The organism is Actinomyces respiraculi (genome assembly GCF_014595995.2).
GTDB lineage: Bacteria > Actinomycetota > Actinomycetes > Actinomycetales > Actinomycetaceae > Actinomyces > Actinomyces respiraculi.
In genome coordinates this window covers 1,577,327-1,604,132 of sequence record NZ_CP063989.1, presented here as the reverse complement: position 1 = coordinate 1,604,132, position 26,806 = coordinate 1,577,327, and the positions used below count along the sequence as shown (strand labels likewise).

The following is a 26,806-nucleotide window of genomic DNA, read 5'->3' as shown; positions in this document are numbered from 1 at the left end:
CCGCGCTACCCTGGCCGCGAGCCGACGGCGCGCCCGGGCGCCGGCACAACGACAGGAGCCTTCATGAGCGTGGCCGTGCGCGTCATCCCCTGCCTCGACGTCAAGGATGGCCGCGTCGTCAAGGGCGTCAACTTTCAGGGGCTGAGGGACGCCGGTGACCCCGTCGAGCTCGCCCGCCGCTACGACGAGCAGGGTGCCGACGAGATCACCTTCCTGGATGTCTCCGCCTCCTCCGAGGGCCGGGCGACGATGCTCGACGTCGTCTCCGCCACCGCGGAGCAGGTCTTCGTGCCACTGACCGTCGGCGGGGGAGTGCGCAGTGTCGACGACGTCGCCACCCTCCTGGCGGCCGGAGCCGACAAGGTCGGGATCAACACCGCCGCCATCGCCCGGCCCGAGCTGCTGACCGAGGTCTCACGGCGCTTCGGTGCCCAGGTCATCGTCCTGAGCGTTGACGCCCGCCGCTGCCCCGAGGGTGTGAGCACCCCCTCGGGCTATGAGGTCACCACCCACGGCGGCCGACGCTCCACCGGCATCGATGCCGTCGAGTGGACGGTGCGCGCCTGCGAGCTGGGGGCGGGGGAGATCCTGCTCAACTCCATGGACGCCGACGGCGTCACCGGCGGATTCGACCTGCAGATGCTCGATGACGTGCGCCGCCGGGTGAGCGTGCCCCTCATTGCCTCCGGCGGCGCCGGGTGCCCCGAGGACTTCGCCGCGGCCGCGGACCACGGCGCCGACGCCGTCCTGGCCGCCAGCGTCTTCCACTACGGCACGATGACCATCGGTCAGGCCAAGGAGGCGCTGAGCTCGGCCGGGCACCCGGTGCGTGCTCGGACCCGTTGCGATGGGTAGTACTCCACAGTGACATCCACTGGCTCTGGGAGGGTGCTGGCATATAGTTGCCGGGCCCGGTCCAGAGGGGTCCCCGCACGCCTGGCCTCATCGCCGAGAGACCGGGTACCTTATCCTGCGCGCCTCGCCGGCGACACCGACTTCTCAGCAGAAAGGCTACGATGAGTACCTACGACCCCGGCCAGTACCCGACCGGACAGCCGACTCCCCAGTACCCGCAGGGGCAGGGAGCCCCGACCGGACAGCCGATGGGCTACGTCGGCCAGCAGTCCACCGAGAAGAACAACCTGGGTGCCTGGGCGCTGGGCCTCGGCATCGCCGCGCTGGCCTGCTGTGGCCTCTTCACCGGCATCCCGGCGATCATCCTCGGCATCATGGGGGTGCAGGCGGCCAACCAGGGACGCGCCAGCAACAAGGGGCTGGCCATCGCCGGTATCGTCCTGGGAGTCCTGTCCATCATCTGGACGTTCGTGGTCTTCAACCTGGGCCTGTATGACCAGTTCCTGCAGTAGGGCTGAGCCCGACGCCAGGGCGGAGGGCCGCCGTCGTGTCCTGACGGGAACGGCGGTGGCCGTCTCCTTCCTCCCGGGAGCCGCGATCGTCGCAGCGGGTCTGCTGCGCGCACCGGGCACGGGGGTGGACCTGTGCCCGGTTCACCGTCTCACCGGCTTCTGGTGCCCCCTGTGCGGGGGGACTCGAGCGACGAGGGCCCTGCTGCACGGCGACCTGCTCACGGCCGTGGGATACAACCCTGTCGCGCCGGTCGTCCTCGCGCTGGCTGCGGCGGTCGCCGTGCGTTGGGTCCTGAGCCGTCGCGCGGGCCGCGAGCGTCCGATCCTCACCGGCAGGGAGATGGTGGCCCTGTTCTGCCTCGCCGGCGCCTTCGGCGTGGCGCGCAACCTTCCGGGCATGTGGGTCTACCTCGGCCCGCTGCTGGGCCCCGCCGGCTGAGACTCGGCCACGGCGACGGGCATGAGAGGATCATGTCGTGACCACGGCCCCGCCCTCACCGGGTTTCCCGCCCCTGCCCGACGCCCTGAGCGCACGCCTCAAACGGGACGAGCACGGTCTTGTCGCCGCGATCATCCAGCAGTACGACACCCGTGAGGTCCTCATGCTCGGCTGGATGGACGACGAGGCGCTGCGGCGCACCCTCACCGAGGGGCGCGTGACCTTCTGGTCGCGCTCGCGCCAGGAGTACTGGCGCAAGGGAGACACCTCCGGCCACCGCCAGTACGTGAGGTCGGTGAGTCTGGACTGTGACGGCGACGCCCTGCTGGTCGAGGTCGACCAGGTTGGGGCCGCCTGCCACACGGGAGCACGCACCTGCTTCCTCACCGGAGGGGACCTCGGCGCCGCCGTCGGCACCCGCCCCTGAGCGTCCCGACGAGGGGAGGATTTGCCAGGCCGCGGCGCCACCGAGGACGATGGGGGTGCAGGACGTCGCCGTCTGTCGAGGAGGTGCACCGTGATCGACTTGCCCGAGCTGGCCGCCGCGGCCCGCGCCGCCGTCGCCGAGCGCGAGCAGCGCGTGAGCCTTGACGCCCTGCGTGAGGCGGTCCGCCAGGCCCCCAGCAGCGTCGACGCCGTCAGTGCCCTGCGCTCGCACGGGCGCGCCGTCTCCGTCATCGCGGAGGTCAAGCGCGCCACCGCCACCTTCGCCGACCTCAGCGGCGTCGGCGACGTCGCCGTGCTCGCACGCTTCTACGAGGCCGGGGGCGCGGCCTGCGTCTCCGTGGTCACCGAGCCCACCCACGCCCGCGGCAACCTTGCGGACCTCGACGTCGTGCGTCGGGCCGTGGACGTGCCCGTCATGGTCAACGACGTCGTCGTCACCCCCTACCAGGTGCACGAGGCGCGTGCCCACGGCGCCGACCTGCTCATGCTGGACGCCCGCCTGGAGACGATCGTTCTGGAGTCGCTCATCGAGCGCACGCACTCCCTGGGCATGCTCGCCGTCGTCGAGGCGCACTCACGCCGCGAAGCCCTGACCGCTGTCGAGGCCGGGGCCCGCGCGATCTTCGTCGACGCCCGCGACCCCGTCTCCCAGCACGTGTACCACTCGCGTTTCGAGCAGGTCGCCGAGCTGCTGCCCTCCTCCGTCATCCGCATCACCGGTGGTGGGGTTGCCAGCGCGCGTGACGTCATGACCTACGCTCGGGCGGGAGCTGACGTTGTGCTCGTTGGTGAGGCGCTCATCCGCTCGGGCGACCCTCAGCAGTTTGTCGCCGAGCTCGTTGCTGCCGGCTCCCACCCCTCCCTGCTTCACGCTGTTCACCGAGAGGCCATGTGAGTGCACCCCCTTGATGCCGCCGTCGCCGTCCTGACGACCTCAATCCCCAGCCCATCACAGAGCGTGTGGCACCTGGGTCCCTTCCCGTTGCGTGCCTACGCCGTGTGCATGCTCACCGGCATCTTCGTTGCCGCCTGGTGGACCCACCGGCGCTACCGGGCCCGTGGCGGGGACGAGGACACCACCTACGACATTGCGCTGCTGGCCGTGCCCCTGGGCATCATTGGGGCACGGGTCTACCACGTGCTGTCCTCACCGGACGCGTACTTCGGGGCCAATGGGGACCTGTCCCTCATCCCGCAGATCTGGCGCGGCGGACTGGGCGTGTGGGGGGCGATCCCCGCGGGCATTGCCGCCGGCGCCTGGCTGCTGCACCGACGTGGTCTGCGTTTGGGGCCCTTCGCGGACTCCGTCGCCCCCGCCTTCCTCGTCGCCCAGGCCATCGGCCGGCTCGGCAACTGGTTCAACCAGGAGCTGTTCGGGGCGCCGACGACGTTGCCCTGGGGGCTGGAGATCGACGACGCCCACCTGCCCGCCGGCTTCGCCTCCGGCACGCTGTTCCACCCGACCTTCCTGTACGAGGCCCTGTGGAACCTCGCGGGCGCCGTCTTCCTGGTGTGGCTCGAGAAGCGGCTGCGCACGCGCGACGGCGCCGTCGGTGGGCGGCTCATCTGGGCGTACGTCATGGTCTATGCCTTGGGGCGCGTGTGGATCGAGTACCTGCGCATCGACGAGGCCAAGCACGTGCTCGGGCTGCGCCTGAACGTGTGGACCTCGATCGTCGTGGGGATCATCGGGCTGGTCGGCTACATCGTCGCCTCCCGTCGCACACCCAGTGACGTCATCGCCCGGCGGGACGGGCCGCAGACGGCGGTCGCCAAGGACATCACAGAAGACGGCACGGAGGACATCACTGACGACGTCACGGGCGTCGCAACGGACATTGAGGCCGACGTCGACACGGAGGAACATCCGTCCGCGCGACGAAGGTCCCGCCGCCACGGTGCTGTGGACAGCGCTTAGGTTCTGGCTGTCCGGTCCCGTAGGCTGAGACCATGCGTAGAGCCAAGATCGTGTGCACCCTCGGCCCCGCCACCGACTCCCCAGAGCAGGTTCAGGCGCTGGTCGACGCGGGCATGAACGTCTGCCGTATCAACCGTTCCCACGGCCGTGCGGAGGACCAGGAGGTCCTCATCGCACGTGTGCGCGACGCCGCTGAGGCCTCCGGCCGGTCGATCGCCATCCTCGTCGACCTCCAGGGCCCCAAGATCCGTCTGGGCAAGTTCGTCAACGACCAGAAGGTCATGCTCAACAAGGGCGACGAGTTCACCATCACCGTCGAGGACGTCCTCGGCACGGTCAAGCGCTGCTCCACCACCTTCAAGGGCCTGCCGGGCGACTGCCGCCCCGGCGACCGGCTCCTCATCGACGACGGCAACGTCGCCGTGCGCGTCACCGCCGTCACAGACACCGACGTCGTCACCCGCGTCGAGGTCCCCGGCTACGTGTCGAACAACAAGGGCATCAACCTGCCCGGCGTCGCCGTCTCCGTCCCGGCCCTGAGCGAGAAGGACCGCGAGGACCTGCGCTGGGCCCTGACAATCGGTGCCGACCTTATCGCCCTGTCCTTCGTGCGCGACGCCAACGACATCGCGGACGTTCACGAGATCATGGACGAGGTCGGGGTGCGCATCCCCGTCATCGCCAAGATCGAGAAGCCGCAGGCCGTCGACAACCTCTTCGACATCGTCTCCGCCTTCGACGGCATCATGGTGGCCCGCGGCGACCTCGGCGTCGAGATGCCCCTTGAGGCCGTGCCGCTCGTCCAGAAGCGCGCCATCGAGCTCGCCCGCCGCCAGGCCAAGCCGGTCATCGTCGCCACCCAGGTGCTGGAGTCGATGATCCAGAACCCGCGCCCCACGCGCGCCGAGGCCTCCGACTGCGCCAACGCGATCCTCGACGGCGCCGACGCCGTCATGCTCTCCGGTGAGACGAGCGTGGGCGCCTACCCGATCGAGGCCGTGCGCACCATGGCCCGCATCATCGAGAACGTCGAGGAGAACGGCGGCGAGCGGATCGCCGGCCTCGGCTCCTACCCGCAGACCCGCGGCGGTGCGCTCACCCGCGCGGCCGCGGAGATGGGCGAGCAGCTCGACGCGACCTACCTCGTGACCTTCACGCAGTCCGGCGACACGGCCCGGCGCCTGTCCCGCCTGCGCTCTCCCATCCCGCTGCTGGCCTTCACCCCGCTGACCACGACCCGCAACCAGCTCTCCGTGTCCTGGGGCGTGGCCACCTACGAGACGCCCGAGGTGCGCCACACCGACGAGATGGTCGCGCAGGTCGATGAGGTCCTGCAGGAGAAGGCGCTCGCGCAGCCGGGCGACCAGATCATCATCGTCGCGGGCATGCCGCCGGGCACCCCCGGCTCGACGAACTCCATCCGCATCCACACCGTGGGCGAGACCGGCGACTACCGCCTCTGAGCCGCCCAGACGGAGCCCCGTGCCGAGGCAAGACCTCAGCACGGGGCTCTTGCTGTCCCGTGCGGGCGAAAGCGTGCCCCCGGTGGGATTCGAACCCACAACCCTCCGATTTTGAGTCGGATGCCTCTGCCAGTTGGGCTACGGGGGCCTGTCGTGCGTGGCTGAGCATACTAAGGTTGCCCCGTGAGCAACGAGTCCATGAGTACCCCCGCGTCCACCACCAGCCGCCGAGTCGTCGTCGCTGAGGACGAGACCCTCATCCGCCTGGACATCGTCGAGACCCTCACCGAGGCCGGCTACGAGGTCGTCGGAGAGGCCAGCGACGGTGAGGAGGCTGTGCGTCTCGTCGACGAGCTCGAGCCCGACCTGTGCGTCATGGACGTCAAGATGCCCGTCATGGACGGCATCACCGCGGCCGAGAGGATCCTCGACAAGCACTCCGTCGCCGTCGTCATGCTCACCGCTTTCTCACAGACCGACCTTGTGGAGCGCGCCAGCGCCGCGGGCGCCATGGCCTACGTCGTCAAGCCCTTCACCCCGGCAGACCTCATCCCCGCGGTGGAGATCGCCGCCTCCCGCCACGAGGAGCTGCAGTCCCTGGAGAACGAGATCGCGGACCTGCAGGAGCGCTTCGAGACCCGCAAGCGCGTGGACCGCGCCAAGGGCCTGCTCATGGAGAAGACGGGGCAGACCGAGCCCGAGGCCTTCCGCTGGCTGCAGAAGACCTCGATGAACCGCCGTCTGACCATGCGTGAGGTCGCGGATGCCGTCATCGAGCAGGTCGGCGGCGGTAAGGAGTGACGCCCAGGGGCGCCCCTCCCGAGCCGGAAGGCGCCTCAGCCCGCCTCGATGTAGAGGCAGCGCAGCGTCCCGCGGGCGACGGCGCGCCCCTCGTCGTCATTGACCGTCACCTCGTGCACCGCCGTACGGCGCCCCAGGTGCACCGGCACCGCCACAGCCGTCACATGCCCCGACCGCACCGGCCGCAGGTGCGAGACATGCAGCTCGGCCCCCGCGGGCACCATGCCCTGCGGCGCAGCCTGCCGGGCCGCCACGGAGGCGGCCGTCTCAACGAGCGCCGCGCTGGCCCCACCGTGCAGGACCCCCGCCACCTGCGTGGCCCCAAGCACCGGCATCCGTACGACAACCCGCTCAGGCCCGCGCTCGACCACCTCCATCGCGAGCGTCGTCATGAGCGTGCCCTGCTCCCAGGCCTCCAGGCCCGCCCGTAAAGCGCTGGGCGCCGAGACAGCCGAGCCGGCAGGCCGCGTGGCGGGGAAGGGACGCGTGCCGTGCACCGGGAACGCCACCGGGGCCTCGACGTCGGCCGGCGACATGGTGGGGGAGGGGGCAGCAGGCAGGACGTCCTCATTGCTCATGCCCGTAGGCTGACACGGTGAGCACCACGAAGACCACCCCGACCGCCGACACGACCCGCACCGAGCCCCGCGGCCGGCTCCTGCTCATCGACGGCCACTCGATGGCCTTCCGCGCCTACTACGCCCTGCCAGTGGACTCCTTCACCACCTCCACCGGCCAAGCCACCAACGCGGTCCACGGCTTCACCTCCATGTTCCTGTCCCTCATGGAGAACGAGGAGCCCACGCACGTCGCCGTCGCCTTCGACCTGGCGGGCGGCACCTTCCGCACCCAGGAGTACAGCGAGTACAAGGCCACCCGTGACGCCGCTCCGGAACCCTTCGTCGGCCAGGTCGAGCTCATTCAGGACGTGCTCAGCGCCATGGGGGTGCGCACTGTCACCGCCCCCGGCTACGAGGCCGACGACATCCTGGCCACGTTGGCCGCGCGCGCCCAGGAGCAGGGGATGGAGGTGCTGGTGTGCTCCGGCGACCGCGACTCCTTCCAGACCGTCACCGACCACTGCACCGTCCTGTACCCGGTCAAGGGCGTCTCCACGCTGCGCCGCATGACGCCCGCGGAGGTCGAGGAGCGCTACGGCGTGCCCCCGCAGCGCTACCCGCACCTGGCCGCCCTCGTGGGCGAGACGAGCGACAACCTTCCGGGCGTTCCCGGAGTGGGCCCCAAGACCGCCGCGAAGTGGATCAACCTCTACGACGGTCTCGACGGCGTCATCGCCCACGCCGAGCAGATCTCCGGCAAGGCCGGGGCGTCCCTGCGCGAGCACCTCGACGACGTCCTGCGCAACCGCAGGCTCAACCGTCTGCTCACGGACCTTGACCTCGGCATCGATCCCGCTGCCGACCTGCCCGCCGGTCGCGCGGACCGCGCCGCCCTGGCCCGCGTCATGGAGTCCCTCGAGTTCCGCACCCTCGCCCAGCGGGCCCAGCGCGTCCTGACCTTCTCGGACGCCGTCGAGCCGGGCGAGGCCGACGACGCCCTCACCGGTCCCACCACCGATGTCCTTGGCCGTGACCTCCAGCCCGGCGACGTCGGCCGCTGGCTGCACCGCCACCTCGGCGACGCCGGGGTGCTGCTCGGCCTCGACGTCGTCGGTACACTGATGCCCGGGCAGGGCGACGCCCGTCTGCTGGCCGTCACCGACGGGCGCCGGGCACTGGCCGTCGATCTGGCCGATCTCAGCGCCGACGACGAGGCCGAGCTGGCAGAGCTGCTGGCGGACCCGGACCACCCCACGGTGGTCGCGGACGCCAAGGGCGTGTGGCATGCCCTGCGCGCCCGGGGCCTCGACCTCGACGGCGTCGTCGCCGACCCCTCGCTCGCCGGCTACCTGTGCCGCCCGGAGCAGCGCACCTACGACGTCGCCTCCCTCGCCCAGCGCTGGCTCGGCGTGGACATCGACGCCCTCGGCAACGGGGAGGAGCCCGCCCAGGGCGAGCAGCAGTCCGCCTTCGACCTCGAGGCGCTGTCCGCCGACGACGCCGCCCCCGCCCAGCTGCTCGCCTGCGCCCGCCGCGCCGGGGTCCTCCTGCCGCTGCAGGCGGCTCTCGATGCGCAGATGACGGCACGCGGCGTCGCGCACCTGTTCACCGACCTGGAGATGCCCGTCGCCGCCCGCCTGGCCCAGATGGAGGACGCGGGCATCGCCGTCGACGACGCGGTCCTCGCCGAGCGCGAGAGCGAGCTCGACTCCCGTGTCACCCGGGCCGCCGAGTCCGCCTACGAGGCGGCCGGGCACGAGGTCAACCTCTCCAGCCCCAAGCAGCTGCAGACCGTCCTGTTCGACGAGCTCACGATGCCGCGCACGCGTCGCACCAAGACGGGCTACACCACGGACGCCGGGGCCCTGGCGGACCTGTACGCCAAGACCGGCCACCCCTTCCTCCAGCACCTGCTCGAGCATCGCGACGCCATCAAGCTGCGCCAGACCGTCGAGGGGCTGCGCAAGGCCGTCCTGCCCGACGGGCGCGTCCACACGACCTTCCAGCAGACCGTCGCGGCCACCGGCCGCCTGTCCTCAACGGACCCCAACCTGCAGAACATCCCCGCCCGCACCGAGGAGGGGATGCGCATCCGCGAGGCCTTCATCGTGGGCGAGGGCTATGAGTGCCTGCTCACCGCGGACTACTCCCAGATCGAGATGCGCATCATGGCCCACCTGTCGGGCGATGAGGCCCTGGTTGAGGCCTTCCGCTCGGGCGAGGACCTGCACCGCTATGTCGCCGCCCTCGTGCACGGCATCGACGTCGAGGACGTCACCGCCCAGCAGCGCAGCCATGTCAAGGCCATGAGTTACGGCCTGGCCTACGGCCTGTCCACCTTCGGCCTGGCCAAGCAGCTGGGTATCGGCAACGCCGAGGCGACGGCGCTGCGCGATGCCTACTTCGACCGCTTCGGCAAGGTCCACGACTACCTCGAGGACGTGGTGGAGCAGGCCCGGCGCGACGGCTACACCGAAACCATGCTTGGTCGGCGCCGCTACCTGCCGGACCTCACGAGCGACAACCGTCAGCGCCGCGAGATGGCCGAGCGGGCGGCCCTCAACGCCCCCATCCAGGGCAGCGCCGCGGATATCGTCAAGAGGGCGATGATCAACGTCGCCGACCGTCTCGAGGCGCTGGGGCTCTCCTCGCGCATCCTGCTGCAGATCCACGACGAGCTCCTGCTTGAGGTGGCCCCGGGGGAGGCGAGTGCCGTCGAGGAGGTCGTGCGCCAGATGATGTCGGGGGCCGCGCACCTGTCCGTGCCGCTGGACGTGTCGGTCGGGATGGGACGCACCTGGCGCGAGGCTGCCCACTAAGACCGGGGCGGCTGGCTGGGCCCGAAGTCCTGACCGCCGGTGTGGTGCCCGCGCTGTGGCGTCGCATGTGATTGATGACATGGCGAAACAAGCGCGTTTGGGCGCTTTCCCCAGGTTCTTCCGCTGGGACGGTCCTGGTAGACTCCTGTAGGTGCGCCCCTGGGCGCCCGTCAGGGCCCCACCGCGCGTCGGTGCCAGTCCGGGCTGGCCCGAAGTGACGGGGGACGCGCGGTACCTGACCACCCGACCCATCTGTCCGTATTCGGAGCAACCACTCAATGACCACCAACACGCCCAGCCCCGCCCCGGTCGCCGTCAACGACATCGGCTCGACCGAGGAGATCCTCGCCGCCGTCGACGAGACCATCAAGTACTTCGACGACGGCGACATCGTCGAGGGCACTGTCGTCAAGGTCGACCACGACGAGGTCCTGCTCGACATCGGCTACAAGACCGAGGGCGTCATCCTCGCTCGTGAGCTGTCCATCAAGCACGACGTCGACCCCGACGAGATCGTCTCCGTCGGCGACGAGATCGAGGCCCTTGTGCTCCAGAAGGAGGACAAGGAGGGGCGCCTGCTTCTGAGCAAGAAGCGCGCCCAGTACGAGCGTGCCTGGGGCACCATCGAGCGCGTCAAGGAGGACGACGGCGTCGTCACCGGTACCGTCATCGAGGTCGTCAAGGGCGGTCTCATCCTCGACATCGGCCTGCGTGGCTTCCTGCCCGCCTCCCTCGTGGAGATGCGCCGCGTGCGCGACCTGCAGCCCTACGTGGGCCGCGAGCTCGAGGCCAAGATCATCGAGCTGGACAAGAACCGCAACAACGTCGTCCTCTCCCGCCGCGCCTACCTCGAGCAGACCCAGTCCGAGGTCCGCACGAACTTCCTCCAGACCCTGCAGAAGGGTCAGGTCCGCACCGGTGTGGTCTCCTCCATCGTCAACTTCGGTGCCTTCGTGGACCTCGGCGGCGTCGACGGCCTCGTCCACGTCTCCGAGCTGTCCTGGAAGCACATCGACCACCCGTCCGAGGTTGTCGAGGTCGGCAACGAGGTCACCGTCGAGGTTCTCGACGTCGACTTCGACCGCGAGCGCGTCTCCCTGTCGCTCAAGGCGACCCAGGAGGACCCGTGGCAGGCCTTCGCCCGCACGCACGCCATCGGCCAGGTCGTCCCGGGCAAGGTCACCAAGCTCGTCCCCTTCGGTGCCTTCGTCCGCGTCGAGGACGGCATCGAGGGCCTGGTCCACATCTCCGAGCTGGCCCAGCGTCACGTCGAGGTGCCCGAGCAGGTCGCCAAGGTCGGTGACGAGGTCTTCGTCAAGGTCATCGACATCGACCTCGAGCGTCGCCGCATCTCGCTGTCCCTCAAGCAGGCCAACGAGGGTGTCGACCCCGCCTCCGAGGACTTCGACCCGTCGCTGTACGGCATGGCCGCCGAGTACGACGAGAACGGCAACTACAAGTACCCCGAGGGCTTCGACCCGGAGACCAACGAGTGGCTCGAGGGCTACGACGCCCAGCGCGAGGCCTGGGAGGCGGAGTACGCCGCCGCCCACGCCCGGTGGGAGGCCCACAAGGCTCAGGTCGCCAAGGCTCTCGAGGAGGACACCGAGACGGGCGACGCCGCGGCCCCGGCCGGTGCCGCCTCGTACTCCTCGACCTCGAACGAGTCCACCGGCACCCTGGCCTCCGACGAGGCGCTGGCCGCTCTGCGCGAGAAGCTGACCGGCAACTGAGCACATTGAGCAGCCGGGTACGCGCGCGTACCCGAAGCTGACAGGACGAACGTCGCCCCGACCACTGCGGTGGTCGGGGCGACGCCGTGCTGGGCCCGTGACGTCCAGGACCTCGTTGGACGTGGGCCGCAGTCCCCGTCGCGCACCCCGCCCCGTGTGCCAGGCTGTGCCAGGAGGGTCGGGCCGACCTTCCGAGCACCCCTTGACGAGAGGCAGACATGACCCGCTGGAGCAGCGTTCCCGAGGCCCTGGCGGCGGCCGGCGACCCCCGCAGCCCCCAGACCGCCACTCGGCTGCTCGAGCTACTCGTCTCCGACGCGCCCGACGAGGAACCCTCAGCTGAGGAGGCCGTTGGAATTGCCGCCGCCGTGGCCGCGGTGGACCGGCGCTGGCTCGTCACCCTCGGCGAGGACCCGGCCCACCCGCTCGGCGTCATTGAGGCGGCCACCGCCGCCTGCCGGGCCTGGCGCATGCTCACCGGTGCCTCACTCCTGCCCCTGCGCTACGCCGCCGTCGAGCTCTGCGGACCGCTCGGCACCCCCGACGAGGCCGTGCCCGCCCTGCGCTCGGCACGTCTGGACACCTTCGGCGCCCCCGATGTCCACGCCACGCTCGCCACCGCCCGTCTCCACGACGACGACACCGGCGCCGTGCGCACCGCGACCGCCGCCTCCGGGCCCCTCGCCCAGGACCCCCTGCTCCTGTCCGGTGTCCTGCTCGCCCACCTCGCCCAGGGCCAGCGCGTCGAGGCCGAGGACGCCCTCATGCGCCTGACACTCTCGGAGGTGCCCGGCGTCGTTGCGGCGCGTGTGCGCGCAGACGTCAGCAGCTACCTGGCCCTGTCCGGTCAGTGGGAGCGGGGCCTTGCGCTCCTGCGGCACGCGACCGCGCCCGAGCCGACGGCGGCCACGCCCTGGTCGGTACTCCAGCAGGCCGTCGGCACCGGCCAGCTGCTCGCCGAGGCGGTGCGCCAGGGCGACAGTGCGCGGGCTCTGGGCGCCGACATCCTCCTGGAGGCGGCCGGGCAGCGGCTCAAGGTCTCCTCCTGGGACACCCTCAGCCACGCCCACGAGGACGTTACCGCCTTCGCCCGGGCCCTGGCCGCCTCCTTCGACATGCGCAACGGCAGCACGGGCGTGGGCACGAGGGTGGGGCGACGGCTGTCCGCCGCGGCGGGCTCGCTTGGGCCCAGGGCCTACGGCACCGTCACCGGCACCGTGGCCGACCGGCGGGTCCTGGCCAACCAGGCGCGTTTGCTGGCCCGCACCCGGGAGGTGCTGGTCACCGCCTCCGGCTACGGCGTGGACAGTGTGCGCGAGCAGGCGATGACGACGGCGGAGGAGGTCAGCCAGTCGCTGGCCCTCGTCATCGACGAGTCCCAGCTCGAGACCATCGTCGAGCTGCGCCTGGCCTTCGCCCGCCTGCTCGTCCTGCTCGGCGCGAGTGAGCGGGCCTGCCGCGAGTGCGAGGACACCACGGAGCTGTGCCTGTCCCAGGGGTGGACGGACCTGGCCCTGGCCTCAACGGTGATCGGCGCGCGCGCCGCGGAGAACTCCGGGGCCACGGCCCGCTCGGAGCACGGCTGGGAGCGGGCGGCCGAGCTCGTCGGGGCCTGGAACGTCTCACGTACCCGCGAGCGCCTGACCGTCCTGGCCGACGCCATCGGAAACGCCGCCACCACGGCACGCACCATGACGCTTATCGCTGAGCACCTGACGCGCCGTCTCACCGACGCCCCGGCTGAGGACGCCTCCGACGCCGCCCACGAGGCACTGTCGCGCGCCCGCGCTCAGCTGGCGCGCACCCCCGAACCGGACGCGGACCTCGTCGCCCGGCTGGAGGCTGTGGCCGCGAGCCTGGCCGGACCGGAGGCGGGCAGCGAGCAGTTGTGAGCCCGGTACACCCACACGGCAGCGGCCTCGTTACCCTCACGACATGAACGGCGCCGACCACGCCCTCACCGCCCTCGTCACCGCCTGCGCTCCCACAGCCGGCGGCCGGGACCTCCTGAGCCTGGTGCCGACACAGATCCCCCTGGCCGGGGCCGGCCCGCTGCGCCTGGAGCGCAAGCTCCTACCCGCTGACCCTGCCGGGGCCGGCGCCCGGGCCGCCGCGCTCATCGAGACCCTGAGCCCCGACGTCGTCGTGCACCTGGCGGTCGGCACCCAGGCCGCCGGACTGTGCCTGGTGGCCACGGCCCGCACCGAGGACGGCACCCGTCTGGAGCCCACGTGGCCGGCGGACCCGCTGGCCGGGCGGCTGCGCGCCCACGGCGCCACCGCTGAGGTCTGCAACAGCACCGACCCGCTGAGCGCCGCGGTCCTGGCAGCCTGCCTCACCGCCTGCCGGGCGCAGGGGCGTGACGAGGCCCTCGCTGGGATGCTGCACCTGCCCGCCGCCGAACCCTCCACCGCTGTGGAGCAGGAGGCCCTGGCACGGCTCCTCGTCGAGCTCATCGACCAGGTCCGTCGACACCGGGCCTGGCGCGAGGGCCACAGCAGGATCCGCGTCCCGCGCCCGGCGCGCCCCCTGCGCGTGGGCCTGACCGGCGGCATCGGCTCCGGCAAGTCCACCGTCGCCCGCCTGCTCGCCCACCACGGCGCCCTCGTCGTCGACGCCGACGCCCTGGCCCGCGAGGCCCTGGCTCCCGGCTCCGCCAGGATCGGGCGGCTGCGTGAGCGCTTCGGCGACGAGGTTCTCACCGCCGACGGGGCCGTCAATCGCCCGGCCCTGGCCGCACGGGTCTTCGAGGACCCGCGGGCACGCGCCGACCTGGAGGCGATCACCCTGCCGTGGATCGCCCAGACCGCCGCCGAGCAGCTTGAGGCCGTCGGCCCCGGTCGCGTGGGCGTCTACGACGTCCCGCTGCTGGCCGAGGCGGGCATGGCGGACCTCTTCGACCTCGTCGTCGTCGTCGAGGCCCCCATGGCCCAACGCCTGGCCAGGCTCGAACAGCGCGGGCTGCCTCCGGAGCAGGCCGAGGCACGAGTGCGTGCCCAAGCCACCGACACCCACCGGCGTGCCCTCGCCGACGTCGTCCTGCTCAACGACGGCACCGAGGAGGCCCTCGCCGACGGCGTCGCCTGGCTCTGGGAGCACCGAGTCCAGCAGGCGCGTGCCGAGGACCCCGAGATCGAGAACTGAGGCACGCGAGCGTAGCCTGCACCCATGCGACCCGTCACCGACTTGCGCCGTACCAACAAGCCCTTCGAGGTCGTCAGCCGGTACACCCCCAGCGGTGACCAGCCCATCGCCATCACCGATCTCACCGAGCGCCTCAACGCCGGTGAGAAGGACGTCGTCCTGCTCGGTGCCACCGGCACGGGCAAGTCCGCCACCACTGCCTGGCTCATCGAGCAGGTCCAGCGCCCCACCCTCATCCTCGAGCCCAACAAGACCCTCGCCGCGCAGATGGCCGCCGAGTTCCGTGAGCTCCTGCCGAACAACGCGGTCGAGTACTTCGTCTCCTACTACGACTACTACCAGCCCGAGGCCTACGTCCCGCAGACGGACACCTTCATTGAGAAGGACTCCTCCATCAACGACGAGGTCGAGCGCCTGCGTCACTCCGCGACGAACTCCCTGCTTACCCGCCGCGACGTCGTCGTGGTGTCCTCGGTGTCCTGCATCTACGGCCTGGGCACGCCCCAGGAGTACGTCGACCGGATGACCCCACTGTCCGTGGGGGAGGAGATCGACCGCGACGAGCTCCTGCGGCGCTTCGTCACCATGCAGTACACGCGCAACGACATCGACTTCACGCGCGGCACCTTCCGCGTGCGTGGCGACACCGTCGAGATCATCCCCATGTATGAGGAACTGGCGATCCGCATCGAGTTCTTCGGCGACGAGATCGAGTCCCTGTCCACCCTGCACCCGGTCACCGGCGATGTCATCGCCAAGACCGACCAGGTCTACGTCTTTCCCGCCTCCCACTACGTCGCCGGCCCCGAGAGGCTCGCCAAGGCCATCGAGGGCATCGAGGTCGAGCTGGCCGAGCGGCTGGCGATCCTTGAGCGCGACGGCAAGCTCCTGGAGGCCCAGCGCCTGCGCATGCGCACCACCTACGACCTTGAGATGCTCCAGCAGATCGGCAGCTGCAGCGGCGTCGAGAACTACTCCATGCACATGGACGGGCGCAGCCCCGGCACGCCCCCCAACACGCTCCTGGACTACTTCCCCGAGGACTTCCTCCTCGTCATCGACGAGTCGCACGTGACCGTCCCGCAGGTGGGCGCCATGTACGAGGGCGACGCCTCGCGCAAGCGCGTCCTCGTCGAGCACGGCTTCCGTCTGCCCTCCGCCCTGGACAACCGGCCGCTGACCTTCGCCGAGTTCGAGGACCGGGTCGGCCAGACCGTCTACCTGTCCGCCACGCCCGGCACCTATGAGATGGAGCGTTCCGACGGCGTCGTCGAACAGATCATCCGACCCACGGGTCTGGTGGACCCCAAGGTCGTCGTCAAGCCCACCGAGGGGCAGATCGACGACCTCTTCGAGGAGATCCGCTCGCGCACCGACAAGGACGAGCGCGTCCTGGTCACCACCCTGACCAAGCGCATGGCGGAGGACCTGACCACCTACCTGGCGGACCGGGGTGTGCGGGTGGAGTACCTGCACTCCGACGTCGACACCCTGCGCCGCGTCGAGCTCCTGCGCGAGCTGCGGCTGGGGCAGTTCGACGTGCTCGTGGGCATCAACCTCCTGCGCGAGGGCCTGGACCTGCCCGAGGTCTCCCTCGTGGCGATCCTGGATGCGGACAAGGAGGGCTTCCTGCGCTCGACCACCTCCCTCATCCAGACCATCGGGCGTGCTGCCCGCAACGTCTCCGGTGAGGTCCACATGTACGCCGACAAGGTGACCCCCGCGATGCGTGAGGCCATCGAGGAGACCGAGCGGCGCCGCATCAAGCAGATCGCCTACAACACCGAGCACGGGATCGACCCTCAGCCCCTGCGCAAGAGGATCGCGGACGTCACCGACATGCTCGCGCGTGAGGACGTTGACACCGAGGAGCTCCTGGCCGGCGGTTACCGCGGGCACGAGCCCGCGAGCGTGACCGCCCGGCGCAAGCGGGCGGCCGAGGCGACCGTGCGCGAGAGGCTCGCCGGGGCTGCGCAGGAGGACCTGGTGGGTCTCATTGACGAGCTGAGCCAGCAGATGCACCAGGCCGCGGAGAACCTCAGTTTCGAGCTTGCCGCCCGCCTGCGCGACGAGATCCAGGACCTCAAGAAGGAGCTGCGCGACATGCGCGGCGCCTCCTGACGGCCCCGAGAGCGTCGGCGGGTGCGCAAGCGCACACCCGCCGTCCGGATGCGGGTCGTTTCCGGGGGACTGAGGGCCTATAGACTCTGCCTGTCGATTCGGAGGGGAGTACTCCCACCAACGGCGGCGTCGTCATCACGGCGGACCGGCACCGGGCCACGGCCCGTGACGGCCCCCGGCGCCGCAGGCCGCCCCCGGCGCCCCATGCGGGCGGGGAGGCGGGAGGAGACCTCCGGTACCACCCCTGTACCGGAGGAGCATCACGTGGACGTCCACGTCCTTGGATGGCTGGCACTGGCCGTCATCATCATCGTCATGATCGGCGTCGACATCGTCGGCCACGTCAAGACCCCGCACGAGCCCTCCATGAAGGAGGCCGCCTCGTGGTCCATCGCCTACATCGCCATCGCCATCGTCTTCGGCTTCATCGTGTGGGGCGTGTGGGGCGGTGAGTACGGCCAGCAGTACGTCGCCGGCTACATCACCGAGAAGTCGCTGAGCGTCGACAACCTCTTCGTCTTCGTCATCATGATCTCCTCCTTCCGGGTCCCCCGGAAGTACCAGCAGGAGGTTCTGCTCGCGGGCATCGTCATCGCCCTGATCCTGCGCCTGGTCTTCATCCTCGCCGGCGCCGCCCTCATCGAGAACTTCTCCTGGGTCTTCTACATCTTCGGTGCCTACCTGCTGTGGACGGCCATCTCCCAGGCCCGCCAGGGGGTTGAGGATGACAGCGCGCAGGACGAGGAGTGGAGGCCCACGGGCTTCGTCAAGCTCATCGCCCACGTCATCCCGATGACCGACGGCTTCGTGGGCGGCAAGCTCCTCCACCGTCACGCCGGGCGCACGATGATCACCCCCCTGCTGCTGTGCATCATCGCCGTGGGCACCACGGACGTCATGTTCGCCGTCGACTCCATCCCCGCGATCTACTCGCTCACCTCCGAGCCCTACCTCGTCTTCGCAGCCAACGCCTTCTCCCTGCTGGGCCTGCGTCAGCTCTACTTCCTCATCGACGGCCTGCTCGACCGCCTCATCTACCTGCACTACGGCCTGGCCGCGATCCTCGGCTTCATCGGCTTCAAGCTCGTCAACCACGCCCTGCACACCAACGAGGTGCCCTTCATCAACGGTGGTGAGCACTGGGAGGTCATCCCCGAGCCCTCCACCGCCGTCTCCCTGGGCCTTATCGTCGTCGTCGTCCTCATCACCCTGATCGCCTCGGTCATCGGCTCGCGACACCGCTCGCGTGCCCAGAGCGAGGCCACCCGGGTCTGAACGGCGCCGGTCGAGTACGAGGAGGCGAATGGTGAGTGACAGCGAGGGCGGGCAGCGTCCCGTCGAGGGCACCGGGCGCAGCCGTGCGCGCGCCATTGCCAGCCGCACCGGGGCGCGCATGTCCCGCGAGAGCCAGGACCGGCGCGCCCGGCGTGACACCAGGCGCGCTCGGTGCCGCGGTGAACCCACGGGAGTGCCCAGCGCCACCGGCCTGACGGGCCTGAGTGCCGCCGAGGTCGCCGCGCGGGTGAGGCAGGGGCGCACCAACGCCTTCAGGGTGCGCACCTCCCGCTCGGCCGCCCAGATCCTGCGCGGCAACGTCTTCACGATCTTCAACGCGATCATCGTCGTCGCCCTCGTCCTCACCCTCATCTTCGGGCACTGGGCGGACGCCCTCTTCGGCTTCGTCCTCGTCATCAACACGGCCACCGGCACCCTTGCGGAGGTCAAGGCCAAGCGTGCGCTCGACCGCCTCAGCCTCCTCGACGCCCCCGTCGCCCACGCCATCCGCGACGGGCACGAGGACGATATTGACCCCGCCGACGTCGTGCTCGACGACGTCCTGCGCCTGCGCAGTGGCGAGCAGGTGCCCGCTGACGCCCTCGTCCTGGAGGCGGACGGCCTTGAGGTCGACGAGTCGATCCTCACCGGGGAGTCGGACCCGGTACGCCCCGACCCGGGGGACCGGGTGCTGTCGGGCACCACCGTCACCGCCGGCACGGCGCTCGTGCGCACCACCGCGGTGGGCGCCGACGCCTACGCCAACCGCCTGGCCACGGAAGCCAGGCGCTACAGCCTCGTGACCTCCGAGCTGCAGGCCGGCACGAACCGCATCCTGCGGTGGATCTCCTGGGTCATCGTGCCCGTCGGCCTACTCGTCTTCTGGTCCCAGCTGCGTCTGTCCGACGGCGGCACGGCGGCCGCGCTGGCCGACGGTCAGTGGCGGACCGCGCTCGTCTCGGGCGTCGCCAGCGTCGTCGGCATGGTCCCGCAGGGCCTGGTCCTGCTCACCAGCGTCAACTTCGCCACGGCCTCCCTCAAGCTCGCCCGTCGGAAGGTCCTCGTCCAGGAGCTGCCGGCCGTTGAGGTCCTGGCCCGCGTCGACACGCTGTGCCTGGACAAGACCGGCACGCTCACCACGGGCCGCATCACGCTGCACGACGTCCTCGGTCCCGATGGGGCCCCGGGGGCGATGGAGTCCCTGCGCCAGCCGCTGCTCGCGCTGACGGGCACCACGGACCCCAACGCCACCGCAGAGGCCGTCCTTGAGGGGCTGAGCGGACGGTCCATCGGCTCCGGGACGGACGGCCGGCTCGTCGAGGGGGTGCGGGCGGTGGCCCCCCGTAGCCACTCGGCGGTTGCCTTCTCCTCGCGCCGCAAGTGGTCCGGCATCGTGCTCGACGGCGAGGCCTGGGTGCTCGGCGCCCCCGAGATCGTTCTCGACGGCGCAGGCGACCCCCACGGCCTGCTGGCGCGCTCACGTGATCTGGCCGGCGAGGGCACGCGCGTCGTCGCGCTGGCGCGCTCAGCCCAGACCTTCGGCACTGCCGACGACGGCGACGCAGCCCTGCCCGCTGACCGTGAGGCGGCCGGCCTGGTCCTGCTGCGCGAGGAGATCCGGCCCGACGCCGGGCAGACCCTGGGCTACTTCGCCGAGCAGGGCGTCGAGGTCAAGGTCATCAGTGGCGACAACCCCGTCACCGTCGCCGCCGTCGCCCGCGGCGCCGGTGTGCGGGCCCCCGACGGCGGGGCCCCCGTCGCCCTGGACGCACGGGATCTGCCCACCGAGGTCTCCGACCCCGACGACCTCGAGCGCCTGGCGACGGCCCTCGACGCGGCGCAGGTCCTGGGCCGGGTGACGCCCGAGCAGAAGAAGGCCGTCGTGCGCGCCCTGCACCACCGCGAGCGCACCGTCGCTATGACCGGTGACGGCGTCAACGACGCCCTGGCCTTGAAGGAGGCGGACCTGGGCATCGCGATGGGCAACGGGGCGCCGGCCACCAAGGCCGTGGCCCGCATGGTCCTGCTCAGCGGCGAGTTCTCCACCCTGCCGGGGGTGGTCGCCGAGGGCCGGCGCGTCATGGCCAACACTGAGCGCATCGCCTCCCTGTTCCTGGCCAAGACGGTCTACGCCAGCCTCATCGCGGTGGTTGTCGCCATCACGGCGATCTCCTACCCCTTCCTGCCGCGCCAGCTCACCATCGTCTCCTCGCTCACCATCGGCATCCCGGCCTTCGTCCTGGCCCTGGCGCCCAACACCCAGCGCTACCGCTCGGGCTTCCTGGGCCGGGTGCTCGCCCTGGCGGTGCCCGCCGGGCTCGTCGCCGGCACGGCCACGCTACTGACCCGCCAGTGGCTCGTCATCGCCGGCGCCCCCGACGGGCAAGTGACGACGGCAGCCACCCTCGTGCTCGTCGTGGCCGGGCTGTGGCTGCTCACGCTCACCGCCCGACCGCTGCTGGGCTGGCGGCTCGGCCTCATCATCCTCATGGGATCCCTGGCGGTGCTCGGCGTCCTCATCGCGCCGGTGCGCGAGTTCTTCCTGCTGCAGTGGCCCACCTGGGGAACGTGGAGCGTCATCGCCGTCGGCGGTGGGGCAGCGGTGGCCGGGATCCAGACACTGGCGATGGCCCGGTGGATGCTCGCACTGAGCGACCGGGTGAACCGAGACCGGCGCTAAGACCAGTCCCGGCTGACGCGAGGACTACGCGAGGATGCCGATAACCGGGTTGTACTCGCGCACGGCGCGCTCGGCGATGAAGCCGGCCTGGTGGAAGGGGTCCTCCTCGAGCAGGGCCAGCGCCCCCGCCTCGTCCTCGGCGCGCACGATGATGAGGGCGTCGTGGGAGCCCACATAGGGGCCGGCCGCCAGCAGACGGTCTTGCTCGGCCAGCGAGGCGTTGAAGGCCCGGTGGGAGGGACGGACCTCGGCCATGGCCTCGTCCCGGTCGGTGACGTAGTGGTACTCGACGGCGAAGATCTTGCTCATGGTCACACCCTAGAACCAATGCCATCCGTCACGGCAGGGGAGCCGGGAGGGCGGACCCTGGGGTGATGAACGTGGGCAAGGCCTCGCACACTCCAATCGAACACGTGTTCCACAGCCGCCTGAACCCCCATAGACTGAACGCCGTGAACGACTCCCTCATCATTCGCGGCGCCCGCGAGCACAACCTCAAGGGCGTGAGTCTGGACCTGCCCCGTGACACGATGATCGTCTTCACGGGCTTGTCCGGCTCAGGCAAGTCCTCCCTCGCCTTCGACACGATCTTCGCCGAGGGGCAGCGTCGCTACGTCGAGTCCCTGTCCTCCTACGCCCGCCAGTTCCTCGGCCAGATGGACAAGCCGGACGTCGACTTCATCGAGGGCCTGTCCCCGGCCGTCTCCATCGACCAGAAGTCCACCTCACGCAACCCGCGCTCCACCGTCGGCACCGTCACCGAGGTCTACGACTACCTGCGTCTGCTCTACGCCCGCGCCGGCGTACAGCACTGCCCCGTGTGCGACGCCGTCATCTCCTCCCAGACTCCCCAGCAGATCGTCGACCGGGTGCGCTCCATGGACGAGGGCACCCGCTTCCAGGTCCTCGCGCCTGTCGTGCGCGGACGCAAGGGCGAGTACACCGAGCTCTTCGAGGAGCTCACCGGCCGTGGCTTCTCGCGCGTGCGTGTGGACGGCGAGACCCACCGCCTGGGTGAGGTCCCCGCCCTGAATAAGAAGATCAAGCACGACATCGAGGTCGTCGTCGACCGCCTCGTCGTGCGCGACGGCATCCGCCAGCGCCTCACCGACTCCGTCGAGACCGCCCTGCAGCTCTCCGACGGGCTCGTCATCATCGACAAGGTGGACCTGGCCGAGGAGGACCCGGACCGCTACCACCGCTACTCCGAGAAGCGCGCCTGCCCCAACGAGCACCCCCTCCAGCTCGACGAGATGGAGCCGCGCACCTTCTCCTTCAACGCCCCCTACGGCGCCTGCCCCGCCTGCACCGGCCTGGGTAGCCGCCTCGAGGTCGACCCCGACCTCGTCGTCCCCGACGAGGAGCTGACCCTCGCCGAGGGCGCCGTCGCCCCCTGGACCATCCACCAGAAGTATTTCACCCGCACCCTCAAGGCGCTGGGAGCCGACCTCGGTTTCGATGTCGACACCCCGTGGCGCGCCCTGCCCGAGCGCGCCAAGGAGGCGATCCTGCGCGGCAATGACTACGAGGTCAAGGTCCGCTACCGCAACCGCTGGGGCCGTGAGCGCATCTACTCCACCGGCTTTGAGGGCGTCATCGACTACGTCATGCGCAAGCACGACGAGACCGACTCCGAGTGGTCCAAGGAGCGCTACCAGGGCTACATGCGCGAGGTGCCCTGCCCCGTCTGCTCCGGCACGCGCCTGAAGCCCGAGGTCCTGGCCGTGCGTGTGGGGGACAAGTCCATCGCCGAGCTGTGCGACATGAGCGTGAGCGACACTCGCGACTTCCTGCACGACCTCGAGCTCACCGGCCAGACCGCCCAGATCGCCCGCAGCGTCCTGGCGGAGATCAGCGCCCGCCTGGGCTTCCTCGTCGACGTCGGCCTGGACTACCTCAGCCTCTCGCGCGGTGCCGCTACCCTGTCCGGCGGCGAGGCCCAGCGTATCCGCCTGGCCACCCAGATCGGCTCCGGGCTCGTCGGCGTCCTGTACGTCCTGGATGAGCCCTCCATCGGCCTGCACCAGCGCGACAACACGCGCCTGATCGAGACGCTGGAGAAGCTGCGCGACCTGGGCAACACGCTCATCGTCGTCGAGCACGACGAGGACACGATCCGCTCGGCCGACTACGTCGTCGACATCGGCCCCGGCGCGGGGGAGAAGGGTGGCGAGATCGTCTACGCCGGTCCCGTCGCCGGGCTGCTGGCCTGCGAGGGCTCCGTCACCGGCGACTACCTTGCCGGCCGACGCCGCATCGAGGTGCCCGCGAAGCGTCGGCGCCCGGTCAAGGGACGTGAGCTCACCGTCGTGGGTGCGCGCGAGAACAACCTCAAGGACGTGACCGTCTCCTTCCCGCTGGGCCTGCTCACGGCGGTCACGGGCGTGTCCGGCTCCGGCAAGTCCTCCCTCGTCAACGCGATCCTCTACCAGGTGCTGGCCAACCGTCTCAACCACGCCCGGGGCGTGCCCGGACGGCACAAGACCGTGCGCGGGCTCGAGCACCTGGACAAGGTGGTCCACGTGGACCAGTCGCCCATCGGGCGCACCCCGCGCTCGAACCCGGCGACCTACACCGGCGTGTGGGACCACATCCGTAAGATCTTCGCCTCCGTGCCCGAGTCGAAGGTCCGTGGCTACGGCCCCGGCCGCTTCTCCTTCAACGTCAAGGGCGGGCGCTGTGAGTCCTGCAAGGGTGACGGCACGCTCAAGATCGAGATGAACTTCCTGCCGGACGTGTACGTGCCCTGCGAGGTCTGTGACGGTGCGCGCTACAACCGCGAGACCCTGGAGATCCGCTACAAGGACAAGACGGTCGCCGACGTCCTTAACATGACGATCCGCCAGGCCGCGGACTTCTTCGCGGCGACGCCGATTATCGCCCGACACCTCAACACGCTTGTCGAGGTGGGACTGGGCTACGTGCGCCTGGGCCAGGCGGCCACGACCCTCTCGGGCGGTGAGGCCCAGCGTGTCAAGCTCGCCACCGAGCTCCAGCGCCGCTCGACCGGCCGCACGATCTACGTGCTGGACGAGCCGACGACGGGCCTGCACTTCGAGGACATCCGCAAGCTCCTCGGCGTCTTGCAAGGGCTGGTCGACAAGGGCAACTCGGTGGTCGTCATCGAGCACAACCTGGACATCATCGCCAACGCCGACTGGGTCATCGACATGGGCCCCGAGGGCGGCAAGGGCGGCGGCACCGTCGTCGCCACGGGCGCGCCCGAAGCGGTGGCCAAGGACGAGGCCTCCTACACGGGACGCTACCTGCGCCCGCTTCTCGAGCGCGCCCGGGCCTGAGCCCGCCGCAGATTCGGGCTCAGGACTGCGGCGGCTGCCAGCGCCCCGCCCCCTCGGGAGGCACGCCATACGAGGGCGGCGCCACCGGTGCCTGGGTCCCGGAACCCGGCTGGGTCCCGGAGCCCGGCTGCGGCCCGTTGGCTCGTGAGGCCTGGGCGGCGTCACTGGCGTCATTGGCCACCTTGTTGTAGGCCAGGGACAGGCCGAAGCAGACCAGGCCGGCGGTCAGCAGGGCCAGAATCCTCGTGAGCGGGCTCTGGTCGCCGATGTCGAGTACCGCCAGCTTGAGCACGGACACGAGCACGAGCACAAGACCGTAGTGGCGCAGCATCGTCAGACGCGCCTTGAATCCCAGCACGATGCACACGGAGCCCGTCGCCAGGATCGTGACCGTCATGAGGACGCTCTGCATGCCGGTGTCCGCCAAGGTGAGCACACTGGCGCACGTGACGACGGTCAGCAGCACGGCGCTGGCTATCAGCGGCGCCGTCCGGCGGATCCAGGGGCTCAGGACCCGCACGGCGAGCACCGCCAGGCCGAGCGCCACGACGACGTGCGCTCCGTCCCAGACGACGCCGGTCGTGCGCGTCACCGCCAGCTGGGACACGCTCAGCAGACCCGAGGCAGCGAAACCCAGCCAGGCCAGTGGTGCCGGCGCCGGTGAGGCGGGAACGGGTCGGCTCAGCGCCTGGCCCCGGATGAGCTCGAGGGGCGTGACTGGCTGCCGGAACAGGCCGGCGAGCACGAGGCCGGCGCCCACACCTCCGGCCAGCAGCGTCGGGAACGAGGCCTGTTCCTGGCCCTCAAGCCAGCCGGAGACGATGACGGGCAGTGCTACGCCGAGGGCAGCGGCCAGGACCCAGGTCGCGGCCAGGAGCGTGCGGTGGCGCTGCGCCAGGGCCGCCGCACGCATGTCCGGAGCCTCGGTGTGCCCACCAGCCTGCGCGGTGGTCGGAGGGACCCAGCCGGCCGGCGGCATGACGGGCACCTGCACCGGCGCAGTGAGCAGCTGCGCCTCGAGCATGGGCGCCGCGGCCACGGCGACGAGCAGGGCGATGAGTTGTCCCAGGCGCTCGATGGAGGACACGCGGTACTGCTGGACCACCGTCAGGAGCATGATGACGGTCGGGGTGAGGACGGCGAAGGCGAAGGACTCGCTGACCGCCGGCAGGGCCGCGATCACGATCGCCGCTGCGGCGAGAAGGCTGAGTGCCGGCTCGGCGAGCACGGACATCCCGCTGACGACGGCGACCACCACAAGATGGGCGATGACCGAGGGTCGCCGCCAGCCCTCACGTGAGGGACGCAGGAGCAGCAGGACCAGCGTGAGGGCGGTCAGCAGCAGGAGGACGCCGGCGGCACCGATGGTGGGACCGTGCTGTGAGCGCCACTGGGGCCACGGCGCGGCCAGCAGCTGGCCGACGACAACCAAGGACATGAGACCCGCGGCGCCAATACCGAAGCCGGCGGGAAGCCGCCACCGGTTGGGGACAAGAGCATCATCGATCGTCTCCGCGTACAGCGCCGCCACCGGCACCAGCATGAGGACCAGCACGAGGAAGGCGTAGGAGGAGGTGAGGTCGTACAGCGGCGCCATGAGGATGGCACCGAGGGCAACGGGGGAAGCGGGACGTACGAGGGCGGCGGTGTCAGCGCGCATGCGCAGCAGGACGGCGGAGGTGATCGCCAGGACGACGATGAGCAGAGCAACCATCGCCCAGGTCTGTACCGCGTCTGCCGCACCGGTGCGCACTTGGTTGGCCGAGAAGCCGACGGTGACGAGGCCGCCGAGGGCCGAGATGATGGAGGTGAAGCCCTGGGCGGTCATCCGGGAGACGAGTAGCAGGACCACGCCCCACAGGGACATGAGCCCGAAGGCGTCCAGGGAGCCCATGCCGGTGTCGAGCAGGACCGCGCCGATGACTGTGACAAAGCCAAGGGCCCCGCCGGTGCCCGTCAGCGTCGCCGCGGCAACCGCCTGACGCAGTCGGCTCCGGCCCAGCAGGGTGCCGCCGACGACCAGGCTGATGCTCACGACCCCCAGGGCGACGACCTTGACCGTGTCGGGGATCGAGTCCCACACGTAGGCGATGAGCGTGACGGCGGCGAGCAGCACGAGCAGCGCGGCGGCGCCGGACAGCGCGTAGCGGCCGATGTTGCCCTCCGAGCGCGCCTGGCTCCACCACCCCGGACTGGCTGGGGCCACTGGCCTGGCCGTTCCCACCGGGCCGACCGGCCGGGGCGTTGGCATCGGCTGGGGCTGGGAGGAGCTGGCCGCCGTCGGCCTGATGAAGGGGTCGGCCGCCGGGGAAACAGGGGCCGCCGGGCGGGGCGTCGCCGTCGGCGCGGCGAAGGGGTCCGCAGACGATGGCCGGGGCTGGGACGGGGCGGCCGCCGTCGGCGGGGCGAAGCGATGTGCCGTGGCCGGTTCAGGCACCGTCGACCGGGCGGGAGCCGCCGCCACGGGCGCCGCCGACCGCTCAGCCGCAGGTGCCTCTCCAGGACTGACGCGGCGCGCGATCCAGTCGATCTTGCGGTCCAAGACGTCGAGGCGGCGTAGGACCTCAGAGAGATCGACGGGCCGCTCTTCGCGACGTGCCCTGGGGTCGTCGGCGTCAGTGTCGAGGGACATGGGGATGCCTCCGTTCGGGGTCTGCAGGGCCAGGCTATGCGCTCAGGTGCCTGACGCCCAGGGGAAGTGCGTCCCCTGTGGACAACTCGCCGGATGCACTGGTGCACT

The 26,806-nt window shown here is 70.7% G+C and carries 19 protein-coding genes and 1 tRNA gene; 16 read left to right on the top strand and 4 right to left on the bottom strand.

Annotated features, from left to right (window positions below):
• The first annotated feature begins 63 nt into the window (after nt 1-63).
• The 7 genes from hisF to pyk all read left to right on the top strand — a co-directional run bounded on the left by hisF (nt 64) and on the right by pyk (nt 5,634).
• Entirely contained in the window at nt 64-855 is a 792-nt protein-coding gene (hisF, locus tag ID810_RS06685) for an imidazole glycerol phosphate synthase subunit HisF (RefSeq protein ID WP_166854905.1), read from the top strand.
• Between the two features lie 161 nt (nt 856-1,016).
• Entirely contained in the window at nt 1,017-1,367 is a 351-nt protein-coding gene (locus tag ID810_RS06680) for a DUF4190 domain-containing protein (protein WP_166854906.1), read from the top strand.
• Nucleotides 1,348-1,806, top strand: a complete 459-nt coding sequence (locus ID810_RS06675) for a DUF2752 domain-containing protein (protein WP_166854907.1) — start codon at nt 1,348-1,350, stop codon at nt 1,804-1,806. Before ID810_RS06680 ends, ID810_RS06675 begins: the two co-directional genes overlap by 20 nt.
• Nucleotides 1,807-1,843: 37 nt before the next feature.
• A complete protein-coding gene (gene hisI, locus ID810_RS06670; RefSeq protein ID WP_235931411.1) occupies nt 1,844-2,233 on the top strand; it encodes a phosphoribosyl-AMP cyclohydrolase in 390 nt (129 codons plus the stop codon).
• A gap of 90 nt (nt 2,234-2,323) precedes the next feature.
• Complete coding sequence (locus tag ID810_RS06665; RefSeq protein ID WP_166854908.1) at nt 2,324-3,148, top strand: indole-3-glycerol phosphate synthase TrpC; 825 nt, start codon at nt 2,324-2,326, stop codon at nt 3,146-3,148.
• The gene (gene lgt, locus ID810_RS06660) at nt 3,149-4,171 is read left to right on the top strand and encodes a prolipoprotein diacylglyceryl transferase (protein WP_342355761.1); all 1,023 of its coding nucleotides are present in this window, start codon (nt 3,149-3,151) and stop codon (nt 4,169-4,171) included.
• A 32-nt stretch (nt 4,172-4,203) separates the two neighbouring features.
• Nucleotides 4,204-5,634: a pyruvate kinase gene (gene pyk, locus ID810_RS06655; protein ID WP_166854909.1), complete on the top strand. Its 1,431-nt coding sequence runs from the start codon at nt 4,204-4,206 to the stop codon at nt 5,632-5,634.
• 74 nt (nt 5,635-5,708) lie between these two features.
• Here pyk and ID810_RS06650 read toward each other — a convergent pair.
• Nucleotides 5,709-5,782 (bottom strand) — tRNA-Leu (locus ID810_RS06650).
• Nucleotides 5,783-5,832: 50 nt separating this feature from the next.
• On the opposite strand from ID810_RS06650, the gene ID810_RS06645 reads away from it, so the two are divergent.
• Nucleotides 5,833-6,435 carry an ANTAR domain-containing response regulator gene (locus tag ID810_RS06645; protein ID WP_413227858.1) on the top strand — a complete coding sequence of 201 codons (603 nt, stop codon included), beginning with the start codon at nt 5,833-5,835 and terminating at the stop codon, nt 6,433-6,435.
• Nucleotides 6,436-6,470: 35 nt separating this feature from the next.
• Here ID810_RS06645 and ID810_RS06640 read toward each other — a convergent pair whose 3' ends face one another.
• Nucleotides 6,471-7,013 carry a PaaI family thioesterase gene (locus tag ID810_RS06640; protein ID WP_243856475.1) on the bottom strand — a complete coding sequence of 181 codons (543 nt, stop codon included), beginning with the start codon at nt 7,011-7,013 and terminating at the stop codon, nt 6,471-6,473.
• A 17-nt stretch (nt 7,014-7,030) separates the two neighbouring features.
• Between ID810_RS06640 and polA the strand changes: the two genes are divergently transcribed.
• The 7 genes from polA (at nt 7,031) to ID810_RS06605 (ending at nt 20,767) form a co-directional block, all read left to right on the top strand.
• Nucleotides 7,031-9,814 (top strand): DNA polymerase I, encoded by a 2,784-nt coding sequence (gene polA / locus ID810_RS06635; RefSeq protein WP_166854911.1) that lies wholly within the window; start codon nt 7,031-7,033, stop codon nt 9,812-9,814.
• A 278-nt stretch (nt 9,815-10,092) separates the two neighbouring features.
• Nucleotides 10,093-11,547 (top strand): 30S ribosomal protein S1, encoded by a 1,455-nt coding sequence (rpsA, locus tag ID810_RS06630; protein ID WP_166854912.1) that lies wholly within the window; start codon nt 10,093-10,095, stop codon nt 11,545-11,547.
• A gap of 218 nt (nt 11,548-11,765) precedes the next feature.
• A complete protein-coding gene (locus tag ID810_RS06625) occupies nt 11,766-13,439 on the top strand; it encodes a hypothetical protein (protein ID WP_166854913.1) in 1,674 nt (557 codons plus the stop codon).
• A gap of 43 nt (nt 13,440-13,482) precedes the next feature.
• The gene (gene coaE, locus ID810_RS12455) at nt 13,483-14,691 is read left to right on the top strand and encodes a dephospho-CoA kinase (protein ID WP_166854914.1); all 1,209 of its coding nucleotides are present in this window, start codon (nt 13,483-13,485) and stop codon (nt 14,689-14,691) included.
• A gap of 24 nt (nt 14,692-14,715) precedes the next feature.
• Nucleotides 14,716-16,812: an excinuclease ABC subunit UvrB gene (gene uvrB, locus ID810_RS06615; protein ID WP_166854915.1), complete on the top strand. Its 2,097-nt coding sequence runs from the start codon at nt 14,716-14,718 to the stop codon at nt 16,810-16,812.
• A gap of 264 nt (nt 16,813-17,076) precedes the next feature.
• A complete protein-coding gene (locus ID810_RS06610) occupies nt 17,077-18,087 on the top strand; it encodes a TerC family protein (RefSeq protein WP_166854916.1) in 1,011 nt (336 codons plus the stop codon).
• Nucleotides 18,088-18,118: 31 nt separating this feature from the next.
• Complete coding sequence (locus tag ID810_RS06605) at nt 18,119-20,767, top strand: HAD-IC family P-type ATPase (protein WP_243856477.1); 2,649 nt, start codon at nt 18,119-18,121, stop codon at nt 20,765-20,767.
• Nucleotides 20,768-20,791: 24 nt separating this feature from the next.
• Here the strand turns inward: ID810_RS06605 and ID810_RS06600 are convergent, their stop codons facing one another.
• Nucleotides 20,792-21,076, bottom strand: a complete 285-nt coding sequence (locus ID810_RS06600; RefSeq protein WP_166854917.1) for a YciI family protein — start codon at nt 21,074-21,076, stop codon at nt 20,792-20,794.
• Between the two features lie 143 nt (nt 21,077-21,219).
• On the opposite strand from ID810_RS06600, the gene uvrA reads away from it, so the two are divergent.
• The gene (gene uvrA / locus ID810_RS06595) at nt 21,220-24,066 is read left to right on the top strand and encodes an excinuclease ABC subunit UvrA (protein ID WP_166854918.1); all 2,847 of its coding nucleotides are present in this window, start codon (nt 21,220-21,222) and stop codon (nt 24,064-24,066) included.
• Between the two features lie 19 nt (nt 24,067-24,085).
• Here the strand turns inward: uvrA and ID810_RS06590 are convergent, their stop codons facing one another.
• Nucleotides 24,086-26,698, bottom strand: a complete 2,613-nt coding sequence (locus tag ID810_RS06590; protein ID WP_166854919.1) for a DUF2339 domain-containing protein — start codon at nt 26,696-26,698, stop codon at nt 24,086-24,088.
• Between the last annotated feature and the right edge of the window lie 108 nt (nt 26,699-26,806).

What these genes read in the sequence shown, in the direction of transcription:
- rpsA (WP_166854912.1), top strand. Translation starts at nt 10,093, where the DNA reads ATGACCACCAACACGCCCAGCCCCGCCCCGGTCGCCGTCAACGACATC.
- uvrB (WP_166854915.1), top strand. Translation starts at nt 14,716, where the DNA reads ATGCGACCCGTCACCGACTTGCGCCGTACCAACAAGCCCTTCGAGGTC.
- coaE (WP_166854914.1), top strand. Translation starts at nt 13,483, where the DNA reads ATGAACGGCGCCGACCACGCCCTCACCGCCCTCGTCACCGCCTGCGCT.
- ID810_RS06645 (WP_413227858.1), top strand. Translation starts at nt 5,833, where the DNA reads ATGAGTACCCCCGCGTCCACCACCAGCCGCCGAGTCGTCGTCGCTGAG.
- ID810_RS06680 (WP_166854906.1), top strand. Translation starts at nt 1,017, where the DNA reads ATGAGTACCTACGACCCCGGCCAGTACCCGACCGGACAGCCGACTCCC.
- pyk (WP_166854909.1), top strand. Translation starts at nt 4,204, where the DNA reads ATGCGTAGAGCCAAGATCGTGTGCACCCTCGGCCCCGCCACCGACTCC.
- ID810_RS06625 (WP_166854913.1), top strand. Translation starts at nt 11,766, where the DNA reads ATGACCCGCTGGAGCAGCGTTCCCGAGGCCCTGGCGGCGGCCGGCGAC.
- hisF (WP_166854905.1), top strand. Translation starts at nt 64, where the DNA reads ATGAGCGTGGCCGTGCGCGTCATCCCCTGCCTCGACGTCAAGGATGGC.
- ID810_RS06600 (WP_166854917.1), bottom strand. Translation starts at nt 21,076, where the DNA reads ATGAGCAAGATCTTCGCCGTCGAGTACCACTACGTCACCGACCGGGAC.
- ID810_RS06590 (WP_166854919.1), bottom strand. Translation starts at nt 26,698, where the DNA reads ATGTCCCTCGACACTGACGCCGACGACCCCAGGGCACGTCGCGAAGAG.
- ID810_RS06675 (WP_166854907.1), top strand. Translation starts at nt 1,348, where the DNA reads ATGACCAGTTCCTGCAGTAGGGCTGAGCCCGACGCCAGGGCGGAGGGC.
- ID810_RS06640 (WP_243856475.1), bottom strand. Translation starts at nt 7,013, where the DNA reads ATGAGCAATGAGGACGTCCTGCCTGCTGCCCCCTCCCCCACCATGTCG.